Consider the following 14,118-nt stretch of genomic DNA (forward strand, 5'->3'; position numbering starts at 1 on the left):
CTCAGAGCCGGCGCACCCCGTACACCGCCGCGCCCACCGCCAGCACTGCCGCGCCCGCGGCCACGGACGACAGCGGTAGCGCGAAAGCCAGCACCAGGCAACCCACAAGGCCAGTACTCGCCACTACCCGGCTCCGGGAACTCAGCGTCCAGGCCGAGGCGTTGGCGATTGTGTAGTACACCAGCACTCCGAACGACGAAAAGCCGATCGCCCCACGCACATCCGCCGTCGCCGCCATCACAGCGACGACCGCCCCCACGGCCAGCTCCGCACGGTGCGGCACCTGGAACCGCGGGTGCACGGCGGCCAGCGCTTCCGGCAGATGGCCGTCCCGGGCCATCGCCAGCGTCGTACGGGAGACGCCGAGAATCAGCGCGAGCAGAGACCCGAGCGCCGCCACCGCGGCCCCCACCCGAACGACGGGCGCCAGCCACTGGGCGCCCGCCGCTCGTACGGCATCGGAGAGCGGAGCAGTAGCCCGCCCCAAATCACCGGCTCCCAGCACAGAGAGGACGGAGACCGCGACGCACACATAGACCACCAGAGCGATGCCCAGCGCCAGCGGGACGGCGCGCGGGATGGTACGTGCCGGGTCGCGCACCTCCTCGCCCAGCGTGGCGATCCGCGCGTACCCGGCGAAGGCGAAGAACAGCAGCCCCGCCGCCTGCAGCACCCCGCCGGCCGAGGCGTCCGCGCCCACGTCCAGCCGTTCGAAGTCCGCAGCCCCCGACCCGAGGGAGACCACCACGACCGCAGCGAGGACCGCCAGAACCACAGCCACGATCGCCCGCGTCAGCCACGCCGACTTCTGAATGCCCCCGTAGTTCACGGCAGTCAGCGCCACCACCGCGGCGACCGCCACCGCGTGCGCCTGCCCCGGCCACGCATAGGCCCCGACCGTCAGCGCCATCGCCGCACACGATGCCGTCTTTCCCACGACGAATGCCCAGCCCGCCAGATACCCCCAGAACGCGCCGAGCCGCTCCCGTCCGTACACGTAGGTCCCGCCGGATGCCGGATACAGGGCGGCGAGCCTTGCCGACGACATGGCGTTGCAGTACGCGACCACCGCGGCCAGCGCCAGGCCGAGCAACAGCCCCGACCCGGCAGCACTGGCCGCCGGGCCCAGCGCCACGAAGATGCCCGCCCCGACCATCGACCCCAGCCCGATCACGACCGCGTCGAAGACTCCCAGTGACCGCCGCAACCCCTGTGCCATGCGTCGCAGGCTACTGATCTCCGCAACCACGCCGCATCCGGCGTGCGTCCTCCACGACAACACCGTAGGAAAGGCAGGTTCACGGCATGGGAATCATCAGCTGGCTCATCCTCGGACTGCTTGCCGGGGCCATAGCCAAGATCCTGCTCCCGGGACGCGACCCGGGTGGCCTGATCGGCACCACTCTCATCGGTATCGCCGGCGCCTTCACCGGCGGCTGGATATCGGCCCGCTTCCTGGACCGGCCGATCACCAATGAGTTCTACGACGGCGCCACTTGGGCCGCGGCCATCGGCGGCGCGCTCGTCCTGCTGATCGCCTACCGGATCCTGTTCGGCCACTCCCGCTCGCGCTAGCCCGGCGCCGCCCGGGCCCTGCATGGTCCGCGTCCGGACGTGGCCCGGACGCGAACCCGGACGTGGGCCCGGACGCGAACCCGGACGTGGGCCCGGACACGAACCCGGACGCGAACCCGGACGCGGACGCGCACCACGGACTCGGACCCGGCTCGAACCGGAGCCCGCCCCAGGTCCGCTCAGTCCGGCAGTCCGGTCTCCCGCAGGGTGATGTTCAGACGTCCACCGCTCATCCCCGTCGCCGGGTCGGCCGTCCCCGCGTACACCTTCGGCACCCCGTGGTACGCGAAGCGCGACGGGCCTCCGAAGACGAACAGGTCCCCGGAAGCCAGCTCCACATCCGTGTACGGCCGCCCCCGCGTCTCGGTGTTCCCGAACCGGAAGACGCAGCTGTCGCCGATGCTCAGCGACACCACCGGCGCACCGGACCGTTCCTCCCTGTCCCGGTGCATGCCCATCCTCGCCGCGCCGTCATAAAAGTTGATCAGCGCGGTGTCGGGGCTGTACTCGGCGGGGGAGTAACCCTGATCCTCCCCGTACGCCTCGCCCAGCGCCCCACGCCCCAAGTCCACCAGCCAGTCCGGGAATTCGGCGACCCGTGCGCCGTTCACATCGTCCGCGGTACGGGAGTACCGGTACGGCTGCCAGTGCCATCCGACGCACACGGTCTGTACGGACATCACGCCGCCGCCCGGCAGCGCGGTGTGCCGGAGCGGTACGGGACCGCGCGCCCAGCTCCGGCATGCCTCGACCAGTTCCCGCTGCCGGTCCACGGGGAGCCACCCCGGCACATGCACGGCGCCGGGGGCGACGACCGCCCGTTCCCTCGGGAACAGGGTTCCGCTCACGATGCCGCCAGGGCACCTTCGAGCCCGAGGAGCCGCTCCTTGCGCTCAAGCCCGCCGGCGTACCCCCGAAGCGCCCCGTCCGCCCCGATCACCCGGTGGCACGGCCGTACGACCAGCAGCGGATTGCGACCGATCGCCGTTCCCACGGCGCGCACGCCCACCGCCGATGTGCCGACCCGCGCGGCGATCTCCCCGTACGTCGCGGTCTCCCCGTACGGAATCTCCTCCAGTGCCTGCCACACGCGCCGCTGGAACGCCGTCCCGCCGTCGACGTACTCGATCTCGAAGTGCGTCAGCCGGCCCTCGAAGTACGACGTGAGCTGGGTGCCGATCTCCTCGAAGGACTCCGGGGCACGCCGCCACCCGTCCTGGACGACGACGGCGCCCTTCTGTCCGGGCAGTGAGAGCGAGGCGAGTGCGGTGCCGCCCTTCGCCGTGCCGGACGCCTCGCCGACCAGCAGCAATGCGCCCAGCGGGCTGTCGATGGTCGCGTAGACCGTCATGGCTCGTTCCTTCCCTCGCAGCGTGTCCTACGCCCTACGCCTACGAGTCTGCGACCCCGGCCCCGCCGAAGCTGGCGGGATTCGGACGTCACACCCGCACAGGGCGGGGGCGGAGCGACCGAGCCGCTCCGCCCCCGGTCCGCCCGAGGCGCCCCGCCGGAGTCAGCGGTAGTTCACGAACTGCAGCGCGAATTCGAAGTCCTGCCCCTTCAGCAGCGCCTGCACGGCCTGCAGGTCGTCCCGGCTCTTCGAGCTGACCCGCAGCTCGTCACCCTGGACCTGCGCCTTGACGCCCTTCGGGCCCTCGTCGCGGATGATCTTCGCGACCTTCTTGGCGTTCTCCTGGGAGATGCCCTCCTCGATCGAGGCGAAGATCTTGTACTCCTTGCCGGACAACTGCGGCTCGCCCGCGTCCAGCGCCTTCAGTGAGATCCCACGCTTGACCAGCTTGGACTGGAAGACGTCGAGGATGGCGGCGACCCGCTCCTCGGAGTTGGCCTGCATAAGGATCTTCTCGCCGGACCAGGCGATCGACGCCCCGACGTTCTTGAAGTCGTAGCGCTGCGAGATCTCCTTCGCGGCCTGGTTGAGGGCGTTGTCGACCTCCTGCCGCTCGACCTTCGAGACGATGTCGAAACTGGAGTCGGCCATGTCCTGTGGCTCCTTGTATCGGGTGCGTGGAGGCGCGGCCGGAACTGCCCGGACCGCTCCCGCAAGCCTAGCCACCCGCACCCGCCCCGAGTGCTGATCAATCCGGTGGCGAAGCACCCCCGGGCATCAGGTATCGTTTACGTCGTTGCCACGGAGCACCACCCCACAGCGGGTGACTTTCACGGCGACATCCCATGGCGGTGTGCCCGAGTGGCCAATGGGAACGGACTGTAAATCCGTCGGCTCTGCCTACCCAGGTTCGAATCCTGGCGCCGCCACGTGATGACGATGGCCCCCGATCTGCGGAAACGCGGACCGGGGGCCATCGGCGTATACAGGATCGAGCCCGAAGCAGCGGCCCGGCGTACACAGGTCAGCGGCTCACCCCGGCGTACGCCGGTCAGCCGCTCACCCCGGCGCACCTCCCCGTGGACGGCAGGCTGCTCGGCGACCACGCCCCCTCAGTCCGCCAGCCGGAACGCGAGCTCGATCTCCCATTTGGACATGTCCGGCTCCACCCGCGGGTCCGTCAGATACGACTCGATACGGCAGGCCCAGCGCTCAACACCGTCCACCACCGTCATGTCCCACTCCAGGCCCTCCCGCGCCGCCCACTCCCGCAGCTCCGTGATGGTCGCGAACAGCCGGTCGGGATGGCCGGTATGGGTGACCGTCACATAGCGGCCCGCGGGCAGTACCGCGATGCCGATGTCGCCCTCCGGCTCCGGCGCGGAGACGACGGGCATCCCCGCTTCGACCTCCGACTCCCCGTCCATGTCGATGGCGTTGAAGCGGAAGAACGGGGCCCCGTCGAACTCCGCCCCGCGGCTGGTCAGCCAGCCGATCAGTTCCGGCAGTCGGTCCGCGATCACGGCGAAGGCGTCCATTCGTACGGCCCCGCGGACGAAGGCGTACAGCTGCTCCCCGCGCTCCACGACCGTCGGCTGGATCTCAGACATCTGTTTCCTCATGGCAACAAGGACGGTGCGGCGAAAGGGAATTCATCGGAACAGCACCCCGCCGATCAGTTTCCGGCGACGTCTTTGACCGCGACGGTCACCGGCACCGAGCCGCTGATCAGTTCCAGCGTCAGCCCTGCCGTTGCCGGCGACTCCACGAGCTCCGCCAACACGGCCGCCACATCGTCACGCGGCACTGTTCCAGGGCCCGTCGAGGCTTTCAGCTGTACGAGACCGGTGCCCGCGTCGTTCGTCAGCATGCCAGGCCGCAGAATCGTCCACTCGAGTCCGGACTTGGACCGTACGTAGTCGTCCGCGGCGCCCTTCGCCCGCAGATAGACGTCGAACTCCGAGTCGCCCGGGTGCTGGGCGTCGGCGCCCATCGACGACACCACGATGAACCGCCGTACGCCTGCTCGTTCCGCCGCGTCCGCGAAGAGCACCGCGGCGCTGCGGTCCACCGTTTCCTTGCGTGCGGTGCCGCTGCCCGGGCCCGCGCCCGCCGCGAACACCGCCGCTTCGGCGCCCTGCAGCACCGCCGCGACCTCCTCGACCGAGGCCGACTCCAGGTCCAGGAGGACCGGTTCGGCCCCCGCTTCCCGCAGGTCGGCGCCTTGTTCCGGCTTGCGGATGATGCCCGCGACCTCGTGTCCGCGCGCCGAGAGCAGGCGCTCAAGGCGGAGCGCGATCTGACCATGTCCTCCAGCGATGACAATGCGCATGACTACGACGGTACGTCCGAAGCGCGCCGCTCGCTCAGGGACCGGTGTCCGGTCGCGGCTCAGGGACCGGTGTCCGGCCGCCCCTGCCGCGGCAGTTCGAGCGCGACGGCGACCGCCGAGTCGCAGTACTCACGCACCGCGCTGGTACGGGCCACCACCCGCCCGCGGTGAATGACGATCCGGCTGTACGCCAGCGACAGCACGCCCGAGATCCGCTCGCCGCGCACCGCCAGCAGCTCCGCCGGGAAACCGGCCTCCACCCGCACCTCGGGCAGCCCCATCGCCTCCCGGGCGGCCCCGGCCACGGCCCGGTAAGCGTCCTTGGACCGCATCCGGCCCTGCGAGGCCAGCAGATACGCCGCCTCCAGCGGATCCCCGCGGCCCACCGGGTTCGACACGTCCCGCAGCGCCCCGCTGCCCGCCGCGACCCGCACTCCCGCCGCGCGCAGCAGCCGCACCGGTGCGTTGCCCCGGTGTTCCACGGCCCCGCAGCCGCCCTGCGGCACACAGACCACCGTGACGCCGGCCGCCGCGAGCTGGTCGGCGGCCCTGGATGCCGACTCGCGCGGCTGTCGAGCGAGCCCCGCGCACGGCCCGATCACCACTCCCGACCGCAGCCCGCCCGCCATTGCCGCCAGCCGTGCGAGCCGCGCCGGATCGTCGCCGTGGGTGTGCAGGTCGACGGGGCAGCCGTGCTCGGCGGCGACCTCCAGCACCGCCTCCGCGTACCCGGTCGGATCGGGGTCGGCGTCCGGACAGCCGCCCACCACCCCGGCGCCCATCTTCATCGCGTCGCGCAGCATCGCCAGACCGTCAGCCCCGGCGACGCCCGTGAGCAGCCGGGGCACCGCGACGGCCGTCAGATCCGCCAGCCCGCGCAGTGAGCGCCGAGCCTGGAGTACTGCCTCCAGCGGGCCGAGACCCTGCACATCTCCGATCCGTACGTGCGAGCGCAGCGCCGTCGCACCGTGCCCGAGCTGCAGCAGCGCGGCCTCGGTGGCTCGCCGCTGGACATCTTCGGTCTCGTACGAGACGGGGCCGGGGGAGTCGGCGGTGAGCGCGGTGTCGCCATGGGCGTGCGGCTCGGCCGGGGCGGGCAGCAGCAGATAGCCGCGCAGGTCCACGCGGGCGGAGCGCGGGGTGAGGCTGCCCGCGGTGCCGACCGCCTCGATGCGTCCGCCACTGAGCCGTACGTCGACGGTGCGGCCGTCCGTGAGCCGGGCGCTGCACAGGAGCAGCGCAGTGGTGTCCGCGGTGGCGCCGTCGGGGGGCTGCGGCTGGCTGTCGGGCATCGCGCTCCTGCGTGGGGCGGTGGGGCTCGGGCGGCGCGACGAAGGGCAGGATCACGCAGCGTGAGTCGAGCCTAGGGGCGCTCGGAGCGCGCTTCGGGGAGGAGCGCAATAGTCGTACCGGTGTGGCCACGAGTGGCGTACGAGACGGGCGGTGCGGAACCCGGGCTGAGGACCGGGCAGCGGGCCACGAAACGGATTTGGGCGATCGGCGACCGACCGTGTAATGTCTTCATCGCTCGCCCCAATAGCTCAGTCGGTAGAGCGTCTCCATGGTAAGGAGAAGGTCTACGGTTCGATTCCGTATTGGGGCTCTGATGTCGGAGATCCTCACCTTCGGGTGAGGGGATCCGGTATCGAAGCGGTGTAGCTCAGTCGGTAGAGCAAGCGGCTCATAATCGCTGTGTCACCGGTTCAAGTCCGGTCACCGCTACATACAGTAGCCGATTGTGGGGTCGGTCCTCCGATCGGCTACTCTTTTATGCGTTCATCCGTCCATCCGTCCAAGGAGCACTCACGTGGCTGCCACCGACGTCCGCCCGAAGATCACGCTGGCCTGCGTGGAGTGCAAGGAGCGGAACTACATCACCAAGAAGAACCGGCGTAACAACCCGGACCGTCTTGAGATGAAGAAGCACTGCCCGCGCTGCAACTCGCACACGGCGCACCGCGAAACCCGCTGAATCAGGCTCGTACACGAGGCCGCCCCCACTGGGGGCGGCCTCGTGTCGTTTGTAGTGGCCAAATCCCGGCAGGGCCAATCCAATCCGGCCCAGCAGGGTCAATCCATCAGGAGGGAGCCAGTCCATGGCGCTCGACCAGTCCTTCGTGGGGCGGACCTATCCGCCCACCTCGCCTTACGAGGTCGGCCGGGAAAAGATCCGGGAGTTTGCCGAGGCGGTGGGTGACGCCAATCCCGCGTACACCGACCAGGAAGCCGCCAAGGCGCTCGGCCACGCCGATGTGATCGCTCCGCCGACTTTCGCCTTCGCGATCACTTTCAAGGCTGCGGAACAGGTCATTCAGGATCCGCTGTTGGGACTGGACTACGACCGTGTGGTGCACGGCGACCAGAAGTTCGCGTACACGCGGCCGGTGCGGGCGGGGGACCGGCTGACGGTCACCTCGACCATTGAGGCCATCAAGTCCCTTGCCGGCAACGACATCGTGGATATCCGCGGTGAGGTGTGCGACGAGTCGGGTGAGCACGTCGTGACCGCGTGGACGAAGCTGGTGGCGCGCGCCGCCGAGGAGGCGTGATGACGGCGAAGATCTCTTACGCGGACGTCGAGGTCGGCACCGAGCTGCCGGCCCAGAACTTTCCCGTGACGCGCGCCACGCTGGTGCAGTACGCGGGCGCCTCCGGGGACTTCAACCCGATCCACTGGAACGAGAAGTTCGCCACCGAGGTCGGGCTTCCGGATGTGATCGCGCACGGCATGTTCACCATGGCCGAGGCGGTCCGGGTGGTGACGGACTGGGTCGGCGACCCGGGCGCCGTCGTCGAGTACGGCGTTCGCTTCACCAGGCCCGTCATCGTTCCGAACGACGAGCAGGGCGCGCTGATCGAGGTCACCGGCAAGGTCGCGGCGAAGCTGGACGACAACCGGGTGCGCGTCGACCTGACGGCGATGAGCGCCGGGCAGAAGGTGCTGGGGATGTCCCGGGCCGTGGTCCGGCTCGCCTGAGGTACGAAGACCGGTAGGAGAGATGTGTAAGGGGTACTCGCTACGGCGGGTGCCCCTTACTTCGTCTTCGTCCGGTGCCCCGCACCGCCTCGCCCCGCGACCCTTCTTGACTTAGTTAGTGATTGGACACTAACTTACTCGCATGGCCAGGATGAGCGCAGACGAGCGACGCGAGAGCGTCATCCGCGCCGCGATCACCGAATTCGCGCGCGGCGGCTACAACGGCACCTCCACCGAGGCGATCGCCAAGCGGGTCGGCGTATCGCAGCCGTACCTCTTCCGTCTCTTCAAGAACAAGCGGGAGCTGTTCCTCGCAGCGGCGCTCCGCTGTCTGGAGGAGACCCCGAAGGCGTTCGCCGACGCCCTGGAGCGGCGTCCCGACAGCCCACCGCTGGAGGCGATGGCGGCGGCGTACATGGAGCTCATCGGTGACGGCGACAAGCTGCTGATGCAGATGCAGACGTATGTCGCCGTGGCCTCCGCCGAGGCGGCGGGGGACCACGAGTTCGGTGAGCGGATCAGAGCCGCCTGGGCCGAGATCTGGGACCAGGGGCAGGCCGCCTTCGCCGGGGACGTGAACGAGACGACCGACTTCCTCGGTTGCGGCATGCTCATCAATGTCCTGGTGGCGCTGGGCTTCCCGGAGGATCACCGGGTGTGGGCCGGACTCGACATGTCCGACATCAGGGCTTCGCGCTAGTTGCAGGATCCCGCTTCCTCGGGGGTGGGGAGAGTTCTGCCCGTGAAAGTTAGTCATCAATAACTAACCCTCTGGGGGAGCAGTGAACCAGCAGACAGCCCGCCGCGGCAGTGCCGCCTGGGCCCTCGTCATCACCAGCGTCGCCAGCTTCATGGCGGCCCTCGACAACCTTGTCGTCACCACCGCACTCCCCTCCATCCGCAAGGATCTCGGCGGTGCGCTGGAGGACCTCGAATGGACGGTGAGCGCGTACACCCTCACCTTCGCCGTACTGCTGATGTTCGGGGCGGCCCTCGGTGACCGCTTCGGCCGCCGGAAGCTCTTCATCGTCGGCCTCACGATCTTCACCGGTGCCTCCGCCGCGGCCGCGCTCGCACCCGGGATCGATGCCCTCATCGCCGCCCGCGCCGTCCAGGGCGTCGGCGCCGCGGTCATGATGCCGCTCACCCTGACCCTGCTCACGGCGGCCGTGCCTGTCGCACGCCGCGGCGCGGCCCTCGGCATCTTCGGAGCCGTCACCGGCCTCGCCGTGGCCAGCGGCCCTCTCATCGGCGGCAGTCTCACCGAACACATCTCGTGGCAGTGGATCTTCTGGCTGAACGTCCCGATAGGCGTGGCCCTGCTGCCGCTCGCCCGGATGCGTCTCGACGAGTCGTACGCCCCGAACGCCCGGCTCGACGTCCCCGGCACCCTCCTCGTCAGCGGCGGCCTCTTCGGCATCGTCTACGCGCTGGTCAACGGCAACGCCGACGGCTGGACCAGTACCCCGATCCTCGCCGGTCTGATCGTGGGCACCGCGCTCCTCGCCGGCTTCGTCCACCACGGCTTCAACAACAAGAACCCCATGCTCCCCATGCGGCTCTTCCGCAGCCGCGCCTTCTTCGGGATCAATATCGCGAGCCTGCTGATGTTCCTGGGGATGTTCGGCTCGATCTTCCTGCTCAGCCAGTTCCTGCAGGGCGTCGCCGGCTATTCGCCCACCGAGGCGGGCCTGCGGATGCTGCCCTGGACCGGTATGCCGCTGATCGTCGCGCCCATCGCCGGATACCTCTCCGACAAGATCGGCGGCCGCCCGGTCGTCGTCACCGGCCTCGCCCTCCAGGCGATCGGCCTCGGCCTCTTCGCCCTGGTCATCGAGCCCGGTGTCTCGTACCCGGCCCAGCTTCCCGGCCTGATCCTCGGCGGTATCGGCATGGCGCTCTACTTCGCCCCCGCTGCCAGTGTGGTCATGTCCAGCGTCCGTCCCGCCGAGCAGGGCATCGCCTCCGGCGCCAACAACGCCCTGCGCGAGGTCGGCGGAGCCCTCGGTGTGGCGGTCCTCGGCGCGGTCTTCGCGGCCCGGGGCGGCTACGAGTCCGCCGACGCCTTCACCGACGGCACAGTCCCGGCACTGTGGATAGGCGCCGGGGCGGTGGCTCTCGCGGCACTGATCGCCCTGCTGATCCCGGGCCGCCGCCGCACGGTCGAAGCAGGTCCCCAGGAGGCGTCCCCGGCCGCCGAGGAGCGCGAGTCCGTCGCCATATGACGGCCGGAGTACGCAGACGGTCCGTGGCCCCGCCCGAGCGGTGGGCCACGGACCGTACCCTTGTCCCCGTGCAGGAACTCCACGACGCTCCCCTCGCCCCCCTGACCACCTTCCGGCTCGGCGGCCCCGCGACGCGCCTCGTCACGGCCACCACCGACGACGAGGTGGTCGCCGTCGTACGCGAGGCGGACGCCGCCGGCACCCCGCTGCTGATCATCGGCGGCGGCAGCAATCTGGTCATCGGGGACAAGGGCTTCGACGGCACCGCGCTCCGTATCGCCACGCGGGGCTTCGAACTCTCCGGTACCAAGCTGGAGTTGGCGGCCGGTGAGGTCTGGACGGACGCGGTCGCCCGCACCGTCGAGGCGGGGCTCGCGGGCATCGAGTGCCTGGCCGGCATCCCCGGTTCGGCCGGTGCGACGCCGATCCAGAACGTCGGCGCGTACGGCCAGGAGGTCTCCAGCACCATCACCGAGGTCGTCGCCTACGACCGCCGCACCGGCGAGACGGTCACCGTCCCGAACGCCGAGTGCGCCTTCTCGTACCGCCACAGCCGCTTCAAGCAGCACCCCGAGCGCTATGTCGTGCTGCGCGTCCGCTTCGAGCTGGAGGACGCGGACGGCCTGTCCGCGCCCCTGAAGTACGCCGAGACGGCCCGCGCCCTCGGCGTCGAGGCCGGCGACCGCGTCCCGGCCGCAGCCGCCCGCGAGACCGTACTCAAGCTGCGTGCAGGCAAGGGCATGGTGCTGGACCCCGAGGACCACGACACCTGGTCCGCCGGGTCCTTCTTCACCAATCCGATCCTCGAGCAGGCCGCGTACGAGTCCTTCCTGGCACGCGTCCACGACCGCCTCGGCCCGGACATCGCGCCGCCCGCCTTCCCGGCGGGGGAGGGGCGCACCAAGACCTCGGCGGCCTGGCTGATCGACAAGGCCGGCTTCACCAAGGGATACGGCACCGGGCCCGCGCGTATCTCCACCAAGCACACGCTGGCCCTCACCAACCGCGGCGAGGCCACCACCGAGGACCTGCTGGCGCTCGCCCGCGAGGTCGTGGCGGGCGTGCGCGAGGCCTTCGGCGTCACGCTGGTCAATGAGCCGGTGACGGTCGGCGTCAGCCTGTGAAGCTGACGGTCGGCGTCAGTCTGTAAGAGTTGCTGGGACCCGCCGGGTTCCAGCGTTGCCCGGGTCCGCCCGGCAGCCGGTTCGTCCTCGATCGCCCCCAGGCCTAGTACGCCACCCCGACTCCCTGCTTCACCGTCGCCGGGTCGTCGACCATCGCCAGCATCGCGTGTGCCACATCCGCCCGGCCGATCATCCTGCCGCGGCGCGGACTGCCGCCGACGACCGTCCGGTAGGAGCCCGTCAGCGGCTTGTTCAGCAGCCGCGGCGGGCGTACCGAAGTCCAGTCCGTCGTGCTGCGTGCCAGCTCCTCCTCCATCGTCCGGAGGTCGTCGTACACAGCCTTCAGCGCCGTGTTGATGGCCGCCAGCATCGCGCGGTCCAGCAGCGGCCGGCGCTCCGGGACCGGGCCGAGCGGGGCGGCGCTCACCACCAGCAGCCGACGTGTCCCCTCCGCCTCCATCGCCCACAGCACCGAGCGCGTCAGCTTCGCCGCGATCCCGGCATCCGCGCGCTTGCGTGCGCCGAGACCCGAGAGCACCGCGTCGCGCCCGGCGACGGCCTCCCGCAGCGACTCGCCCTCCTTCAGATCCGCACGGAAAACCTGCAGGCCGGGGCCCGTGACCGTGAACCGCGCCGGATCGCGAACCACCGCCGTCACCTCGTGCCCCGCCGCCAGTGCCTGTGTGACGATCTCCTGCCCGATGCCGCCGGTCGCGCCGAAAACGGTGAGTCTCATGGCCCGCACCTCCATGGTGGGTAAGTATTCACTCACCTCTAGAGTGGGTAAGTGCTCACTCACCCGTCAAGTGCCTTTCGGAGGTTCCATGCAGAGACCGGCCCGCGCCCGCATCCTCGACGCCGCGCATGAGCTCCTGCTCACCATCGGCCTCGCCCGTGCCACCACCAAGGAGATCGCCAAGGCGGCCGGCTGCTCGGAGGCGGCGCTCTACAAGCACTTCGCGAGCAAGGAGGAGCTCTTCGTGACCGTGCTGAAGGAGCGGCTGCCCAGGCTCACACCGCTGTTGGACACACTCATCGCCGACCCGGCGCCGCGCACCGTCGAGGAGAACCTCACCGAGATCGCCCGTGAGGCCGCGCTCTTCTACGCCCAGAGCTTCCCGATCGCCGCTTCGCTCTACGCCGACCCCCGGCTCAAGCAGCGCCACGACGCGGCCCTGCGCGAGCTGGGCGCGGGCCCGCACATGCCCATCCGGGGCCTTGACGCCTATCTGCGCGCCGAGCAGGACGCCGGCCGGGTGCGCGCCGACGCGGACACCTACGCGGGCGCGTCCCTGCTTCTCGGTGCCTGTGCGCAGCGGGCCTTCGCCTACGACATGACCGCGGACGGAAAGCCTCCGCAGCCGCTCGACGAGTTCGCCGCGGGAATCGCCCGCACGCTGCTGCGCGGAATCAGTTAGCCGGCCGGTCGGTCAGCCAGTCGTCGATGCCGGCCAGCAGCTTGTCCCTGATCTCCTCAGGCGCCGCCGAGCCGCGCACGGACTGCCGGGCCAGCTCCGCGAGCTCCGTGTCGGTGAAACCGTGGTGCGTCCGCGCCAGCTCGTACTGCGCCGCCAGCCGGGAGCCGAAGAGCAGCGGGTCGTCCGCCCCGAGCGCCATCGGCACCCCGGCGTCGTACAGCGTCCGAAGCGGTACGTCCGCCGGCTTCTCGTACACGCCCAGCGCCACATTCGACGAGGGGCACACCTCGCAGGTCACCCCGCGCTCGGCCAGCTTCCGCAGCAGCTGTGGGTCCTCCGCGGCCCGTACGCCGTGACCGATCCGGGAGGCGCGCAGATCGTCCAGGCAGTCCCGTACGGACGCGGGTCCGGTCAGCTCGCCGCCGTGCGGCGCAGCCAGCAGGCCGCCGTCCCTGGCGATCGCGAAGGCGCGGTCGAAGTCCCGTGCCATGCCCCGGCGTTCGTCGTTGGAGAGACCGAATCCGACGACCCCCCGGTCCGTATACCGCACCGCGAGCCGCGCCAGCGTGCGCGCATCCAGCGGATGCTTCATACGGTTCGCCGCGACCAGCACCCGCATACCGAGACCGGTCTCCCGTCCGGCACGCTCCACCGCGTCCAGGATGATCTCCAGCGCCGGAATCAGCCCGCCCAGCATGGGGGCGTACGAGGTCGGGTCGACCTGTATTTCAAGCCACCCCGAGCCGTCCCGCACATCCTCCTCGGCCGCCTCGCGCACCAGCCGCTGGATGTCCTCGGGCGAGCGCAGACAGGACCGGGCGATGTCGTAGAGCCGCTGGAAACGGAACCAGCCGCGCTCGTCGGTCGCCCGTAGCTTGGGCGGTTCGCCGCTGGTCAGGGCATCAGGCAGATGGACGCCGTACTTGTCGGCGAGCTCGAGCAGGGTGGTGGGTCGCATCGACCCGGTGAAGTGCAGATGCAGATGGGCCTTCGGCAACAGCCTGAGGTCTCGTTCAGCGGCTCCGCCGCGGGCACGAACTTGCTCCATTGAAGGATCTTGCCGCACCTGCCCGCCGTCCGGCAGCCCCTTTCCCCGATCGGGTCCTTGCCCGAACG

Annotated in this window: 17 protein-coding genes and 3 tRNA genes; 11 read left to right on the forward strand and 9 right to left on the reverse strand. The window is 70.2% G+C overall.

Annotated elements, in window-relative coordinates; all coding sequences use genetic code 11:
* Position 1 precedes the first annotated feature (1 nt).
* A complete protein-coding gene (locus tag OG735_RS25355) occupies positions 2-1,219 on the reverse strand; it encodes an APC family permease (protein WP_327325457.1) in 1,218 nt (405 codons plus the stop codon).
* Positions 1,220-1,305: 86 nt separating this feature from the next.
* Between OG735_RS25355 and OG735_RS25360 the strand changes: the two genes are divergently transcribed.
* Complete coding sequence (locus OG735_RS25360; RefSeq protein ID WP_327325458.1) at positions 1,306-1,575, forward strand: GlsB/YeaQ/YmgE family stress response membrane protein; 270 nt, start codon at positions 1,306-1,308, stop codon at positions 1,573-1,575.
* 179 nt (positions 1,576-1,754) lie between these two features.
* Here OG735_RS25360 and OG735_RS25365 read toward each other — a convergent pair whose 3' ends face one another.
* The 3 genes from OG735_RS25365 to OG735_RS25375 form a co-directional block, all read right to left on the reverse strand.
* Entirely contained in the window at positions 1,755-2,423 is a 669-nt protein-coding gene (locus tag OG735_RS25365; protein ID WP_327325459.1) for an alpha-ketoglutarate-dependent dioxygenase AlkB family protein, read from the reverse strand.
* A complete protein-coding gene (locus OG735_RS25370; protein WP_327325460.1) occupies positions 2,420-2,926 on the reverse strand; it encodes a methylated-DNA--[protein]-cysteine S-methyltransferase in 507 nt (168 codons plus the stop codon). Before OG735_RS25370 ends, OG735_RS25365 begins: the two co-directional genes overlap by 4 nt.
* A 162-nt stretch (positions 2,927-3,088) precedes the next feature.
* Positions 3,089-3,577 carry a YajQ family cyclic di-GMP-binding protein gene (locus OG735_RS25375; protein ID WP_327325461.1) on the reverse strand — a complete coding sequence of 163 codons (489 nt, stop codon included), beginning with the start codon at positions 3,575-3,577 and terminating at the stop codon, positions 3,089-3,091.
* Between the two features lie 196 nt (positions 3,578-3,773).
* On the opposite strand from OG735_RS25375, the gene OG735_RS25380 reads away from it, so the two are divergent.
* Positions 3,774-3,855 (forward strand) — tRNA-Tyr (locus OG735_RS25380).
* A 183-nt stretch (positions 3,856-4,038) separates the two neighbouring features.
* Here OG735_RS25380 and OG735_RS25385 read toward each other — a convergent pair.
* The 3 genes from OG735_RS25385 to OG735_RS25395 form a co-directional block, all read right to left on the reverse strand.
* Complete coding sequence (locus OG735_RS25385; protein ID WP_327325462.1) at positions 4,039-4,536, reverse strand: GyrI-like domain-containing protein; 498 nt, start codon at positions 4,534-4,536, stop codon at positions 4,039-4,041.
* Positions 4,537-4,601: 65 nt separating this feature from the next.
* Positions 4,602-5,258 (reverse strand): SDR family oxidoreductase, encoded by a 657-nt coding sequence (locus OG735_RS25390; protein ID WP_327325463.1) that lies wholly within the window; start codon positions 5,256-5,258, stop codon positions 4,602-4,604.
* A 59-nt stretch (positions 5,259-5,317) separates the two neighbouring features.
* Positions 5,318-6,550, reverse strand: coding sequence for an amidohydrolase family protein (locus OG735_RS25395; protein ID WP_327325464.1), 1,233 nt, complete (start codon positions 6,548-6,550; stop codon positions 5,318-5,320).
* A gap of 238 nt (positions 6,551-6,788) precedes the next feature.
* Between OG735_RS25395 and OG735_RS25400 the strand changes: the two genes are divergently transcribed.
* The 8 genes from OG735_RS25400 (at position 6,789) to OG735_RS25435 (ending at position 11,584) form a co-directional block, all read left to right on the forward strand.
* Positions 6,789-6,861: transfer RNA gene (locus OG735_RS25400), tRNA-Thr, on the forward strand.
* 46 nt (positions 6,862-6,907) lie between these two features.
* Positions 6,908-6,980: transfer RNA gene (locus OG735_RS25405), tRNA-Met, on the forward strand.
* A gap of 85 nt (positions 6,981-7,065) precedes the next feature.
* A complete protein-coding gene (gene rpmG, locus OG735_RS25410; protein ID WP_003956487.1) occupies positions 7,066-7,230 on the forward strand; it encodes a 50S ribosomal protein L33 in 165 nt (54 codons plus the stop codon).
* A gap of 124 nt (positions 7,231-7,354) precedes the next feature.
* Positions 7,355-7,807, forward strand: a complete 453-nt coding sequence (locus OG735_RS25415) for a MaoC family dehydratase N-terminal domain-containing protein (RefSeq protein WP_327325465.1) — start codon at positions 7,355-7,357, stop codon at positions 7,805-7,807.
* Entirely contained in the window at positions 7,807-8,235 is a 429-nt protein-coding gene (locus OG735_RS25420) for a MaoC family dehydratase (protein WP_327325466.1), read from the forward strand. Before OG735_RS25415 ends, OG735_RS25420 begins: the two co-directional genes overlap by 1 nt.
* Positions 8,236-8,377: 142 nt before the next feature.
* Entirely contained in the window at positions 8,378-8,935 is a 558-nt protein-coding gene (locus tag OG735_RS25425) for a TetR/AcrR family transcriptional regulator (protein ID WP_327325467.1), read from the forward strand.
* Between the two features lie 82 nt (positions 8,936-9,017).
* The gene (locus OG735_RS25430; protein ID WP_327325468.1) at positions 9,018-10,460 is read left to right on the forward strand and encodes an MFS transporter; all 1,443 of its coding nucleotides are present in this window, start codon (positions 9,018-9,020) and stop codon (positions 10,458-10,460) included.
* Positions 10,457-11,584, forward strand: a complete 1,128-nt coding sequence (locus tag OG735_RS25435) for a UDP-N-acetylmuramate dehydrogenase (protein ID WP_442812488.1) — start codon at positions 10,457-10,459, stop codon at positions 11,582-11,584. Before OG735_RS25430 ends, OG735_RS25435 begins: the two co-directional genes overlap by 4 nt.
* Before the next feature lie 103 nt (positions 11,585-11,687).
* Here the strand turns inward: OG735_RS25435 and OG735_RS25440 are convergent, their stop codons facing one another.
* A complete protein-coding gene (locus OG735_RS25440) occupies positions 11,688-12,320 on the reverse strand; it encodes an NAD(P)-dependent oxidoreductase (protein WP_327325470.1) in 633 nt (210 codons plus the stop codon).
* Positions 12,321-12,408: 88 nt separating this feature from the next.
* On the opposite strand from OG735_RS25440, the gene OG735_RS25445 reads away from it, so the two are divergent.
* A complete protein-coding gene (locus OG735_RS25445; RefSeq protein ID WP_327325471.1) occupies positions 12,409-13,002 on the forward strand; it encodes a TetR/AcrR family transcriptional regulator in 594 nt (197 codons plus the stop codon).
* Here the strand turns inward: OG735_RS25445 and OG735_RS25450 are convergent.
* Positions 12,995-14,050: an adenosine deaminase gene (locus OG735_RS25450; RefSeq protein WP_327325472.1), complete on the reverse strand. Its 1,056-nt coding sequence runs from the start codon at positions 14,048-14,050 to the stop codon at positions 12,995-12,997. The genes OG735_RS25445 and OG735_RS25450 overlap by 8 nt on opposite strands.
* Positions 14,051-14,118 lie beyond the last annotated feature (68 nt).

The sequence above is a fragment of the Streptomyces sp. NBC_01210 genome (assembly GCF_036010325.1).
GTDB lineage: Bacteria > Actinomycetota > Actinomycetes > Streptomycetales > Streptomycetaceae > Streptomyces.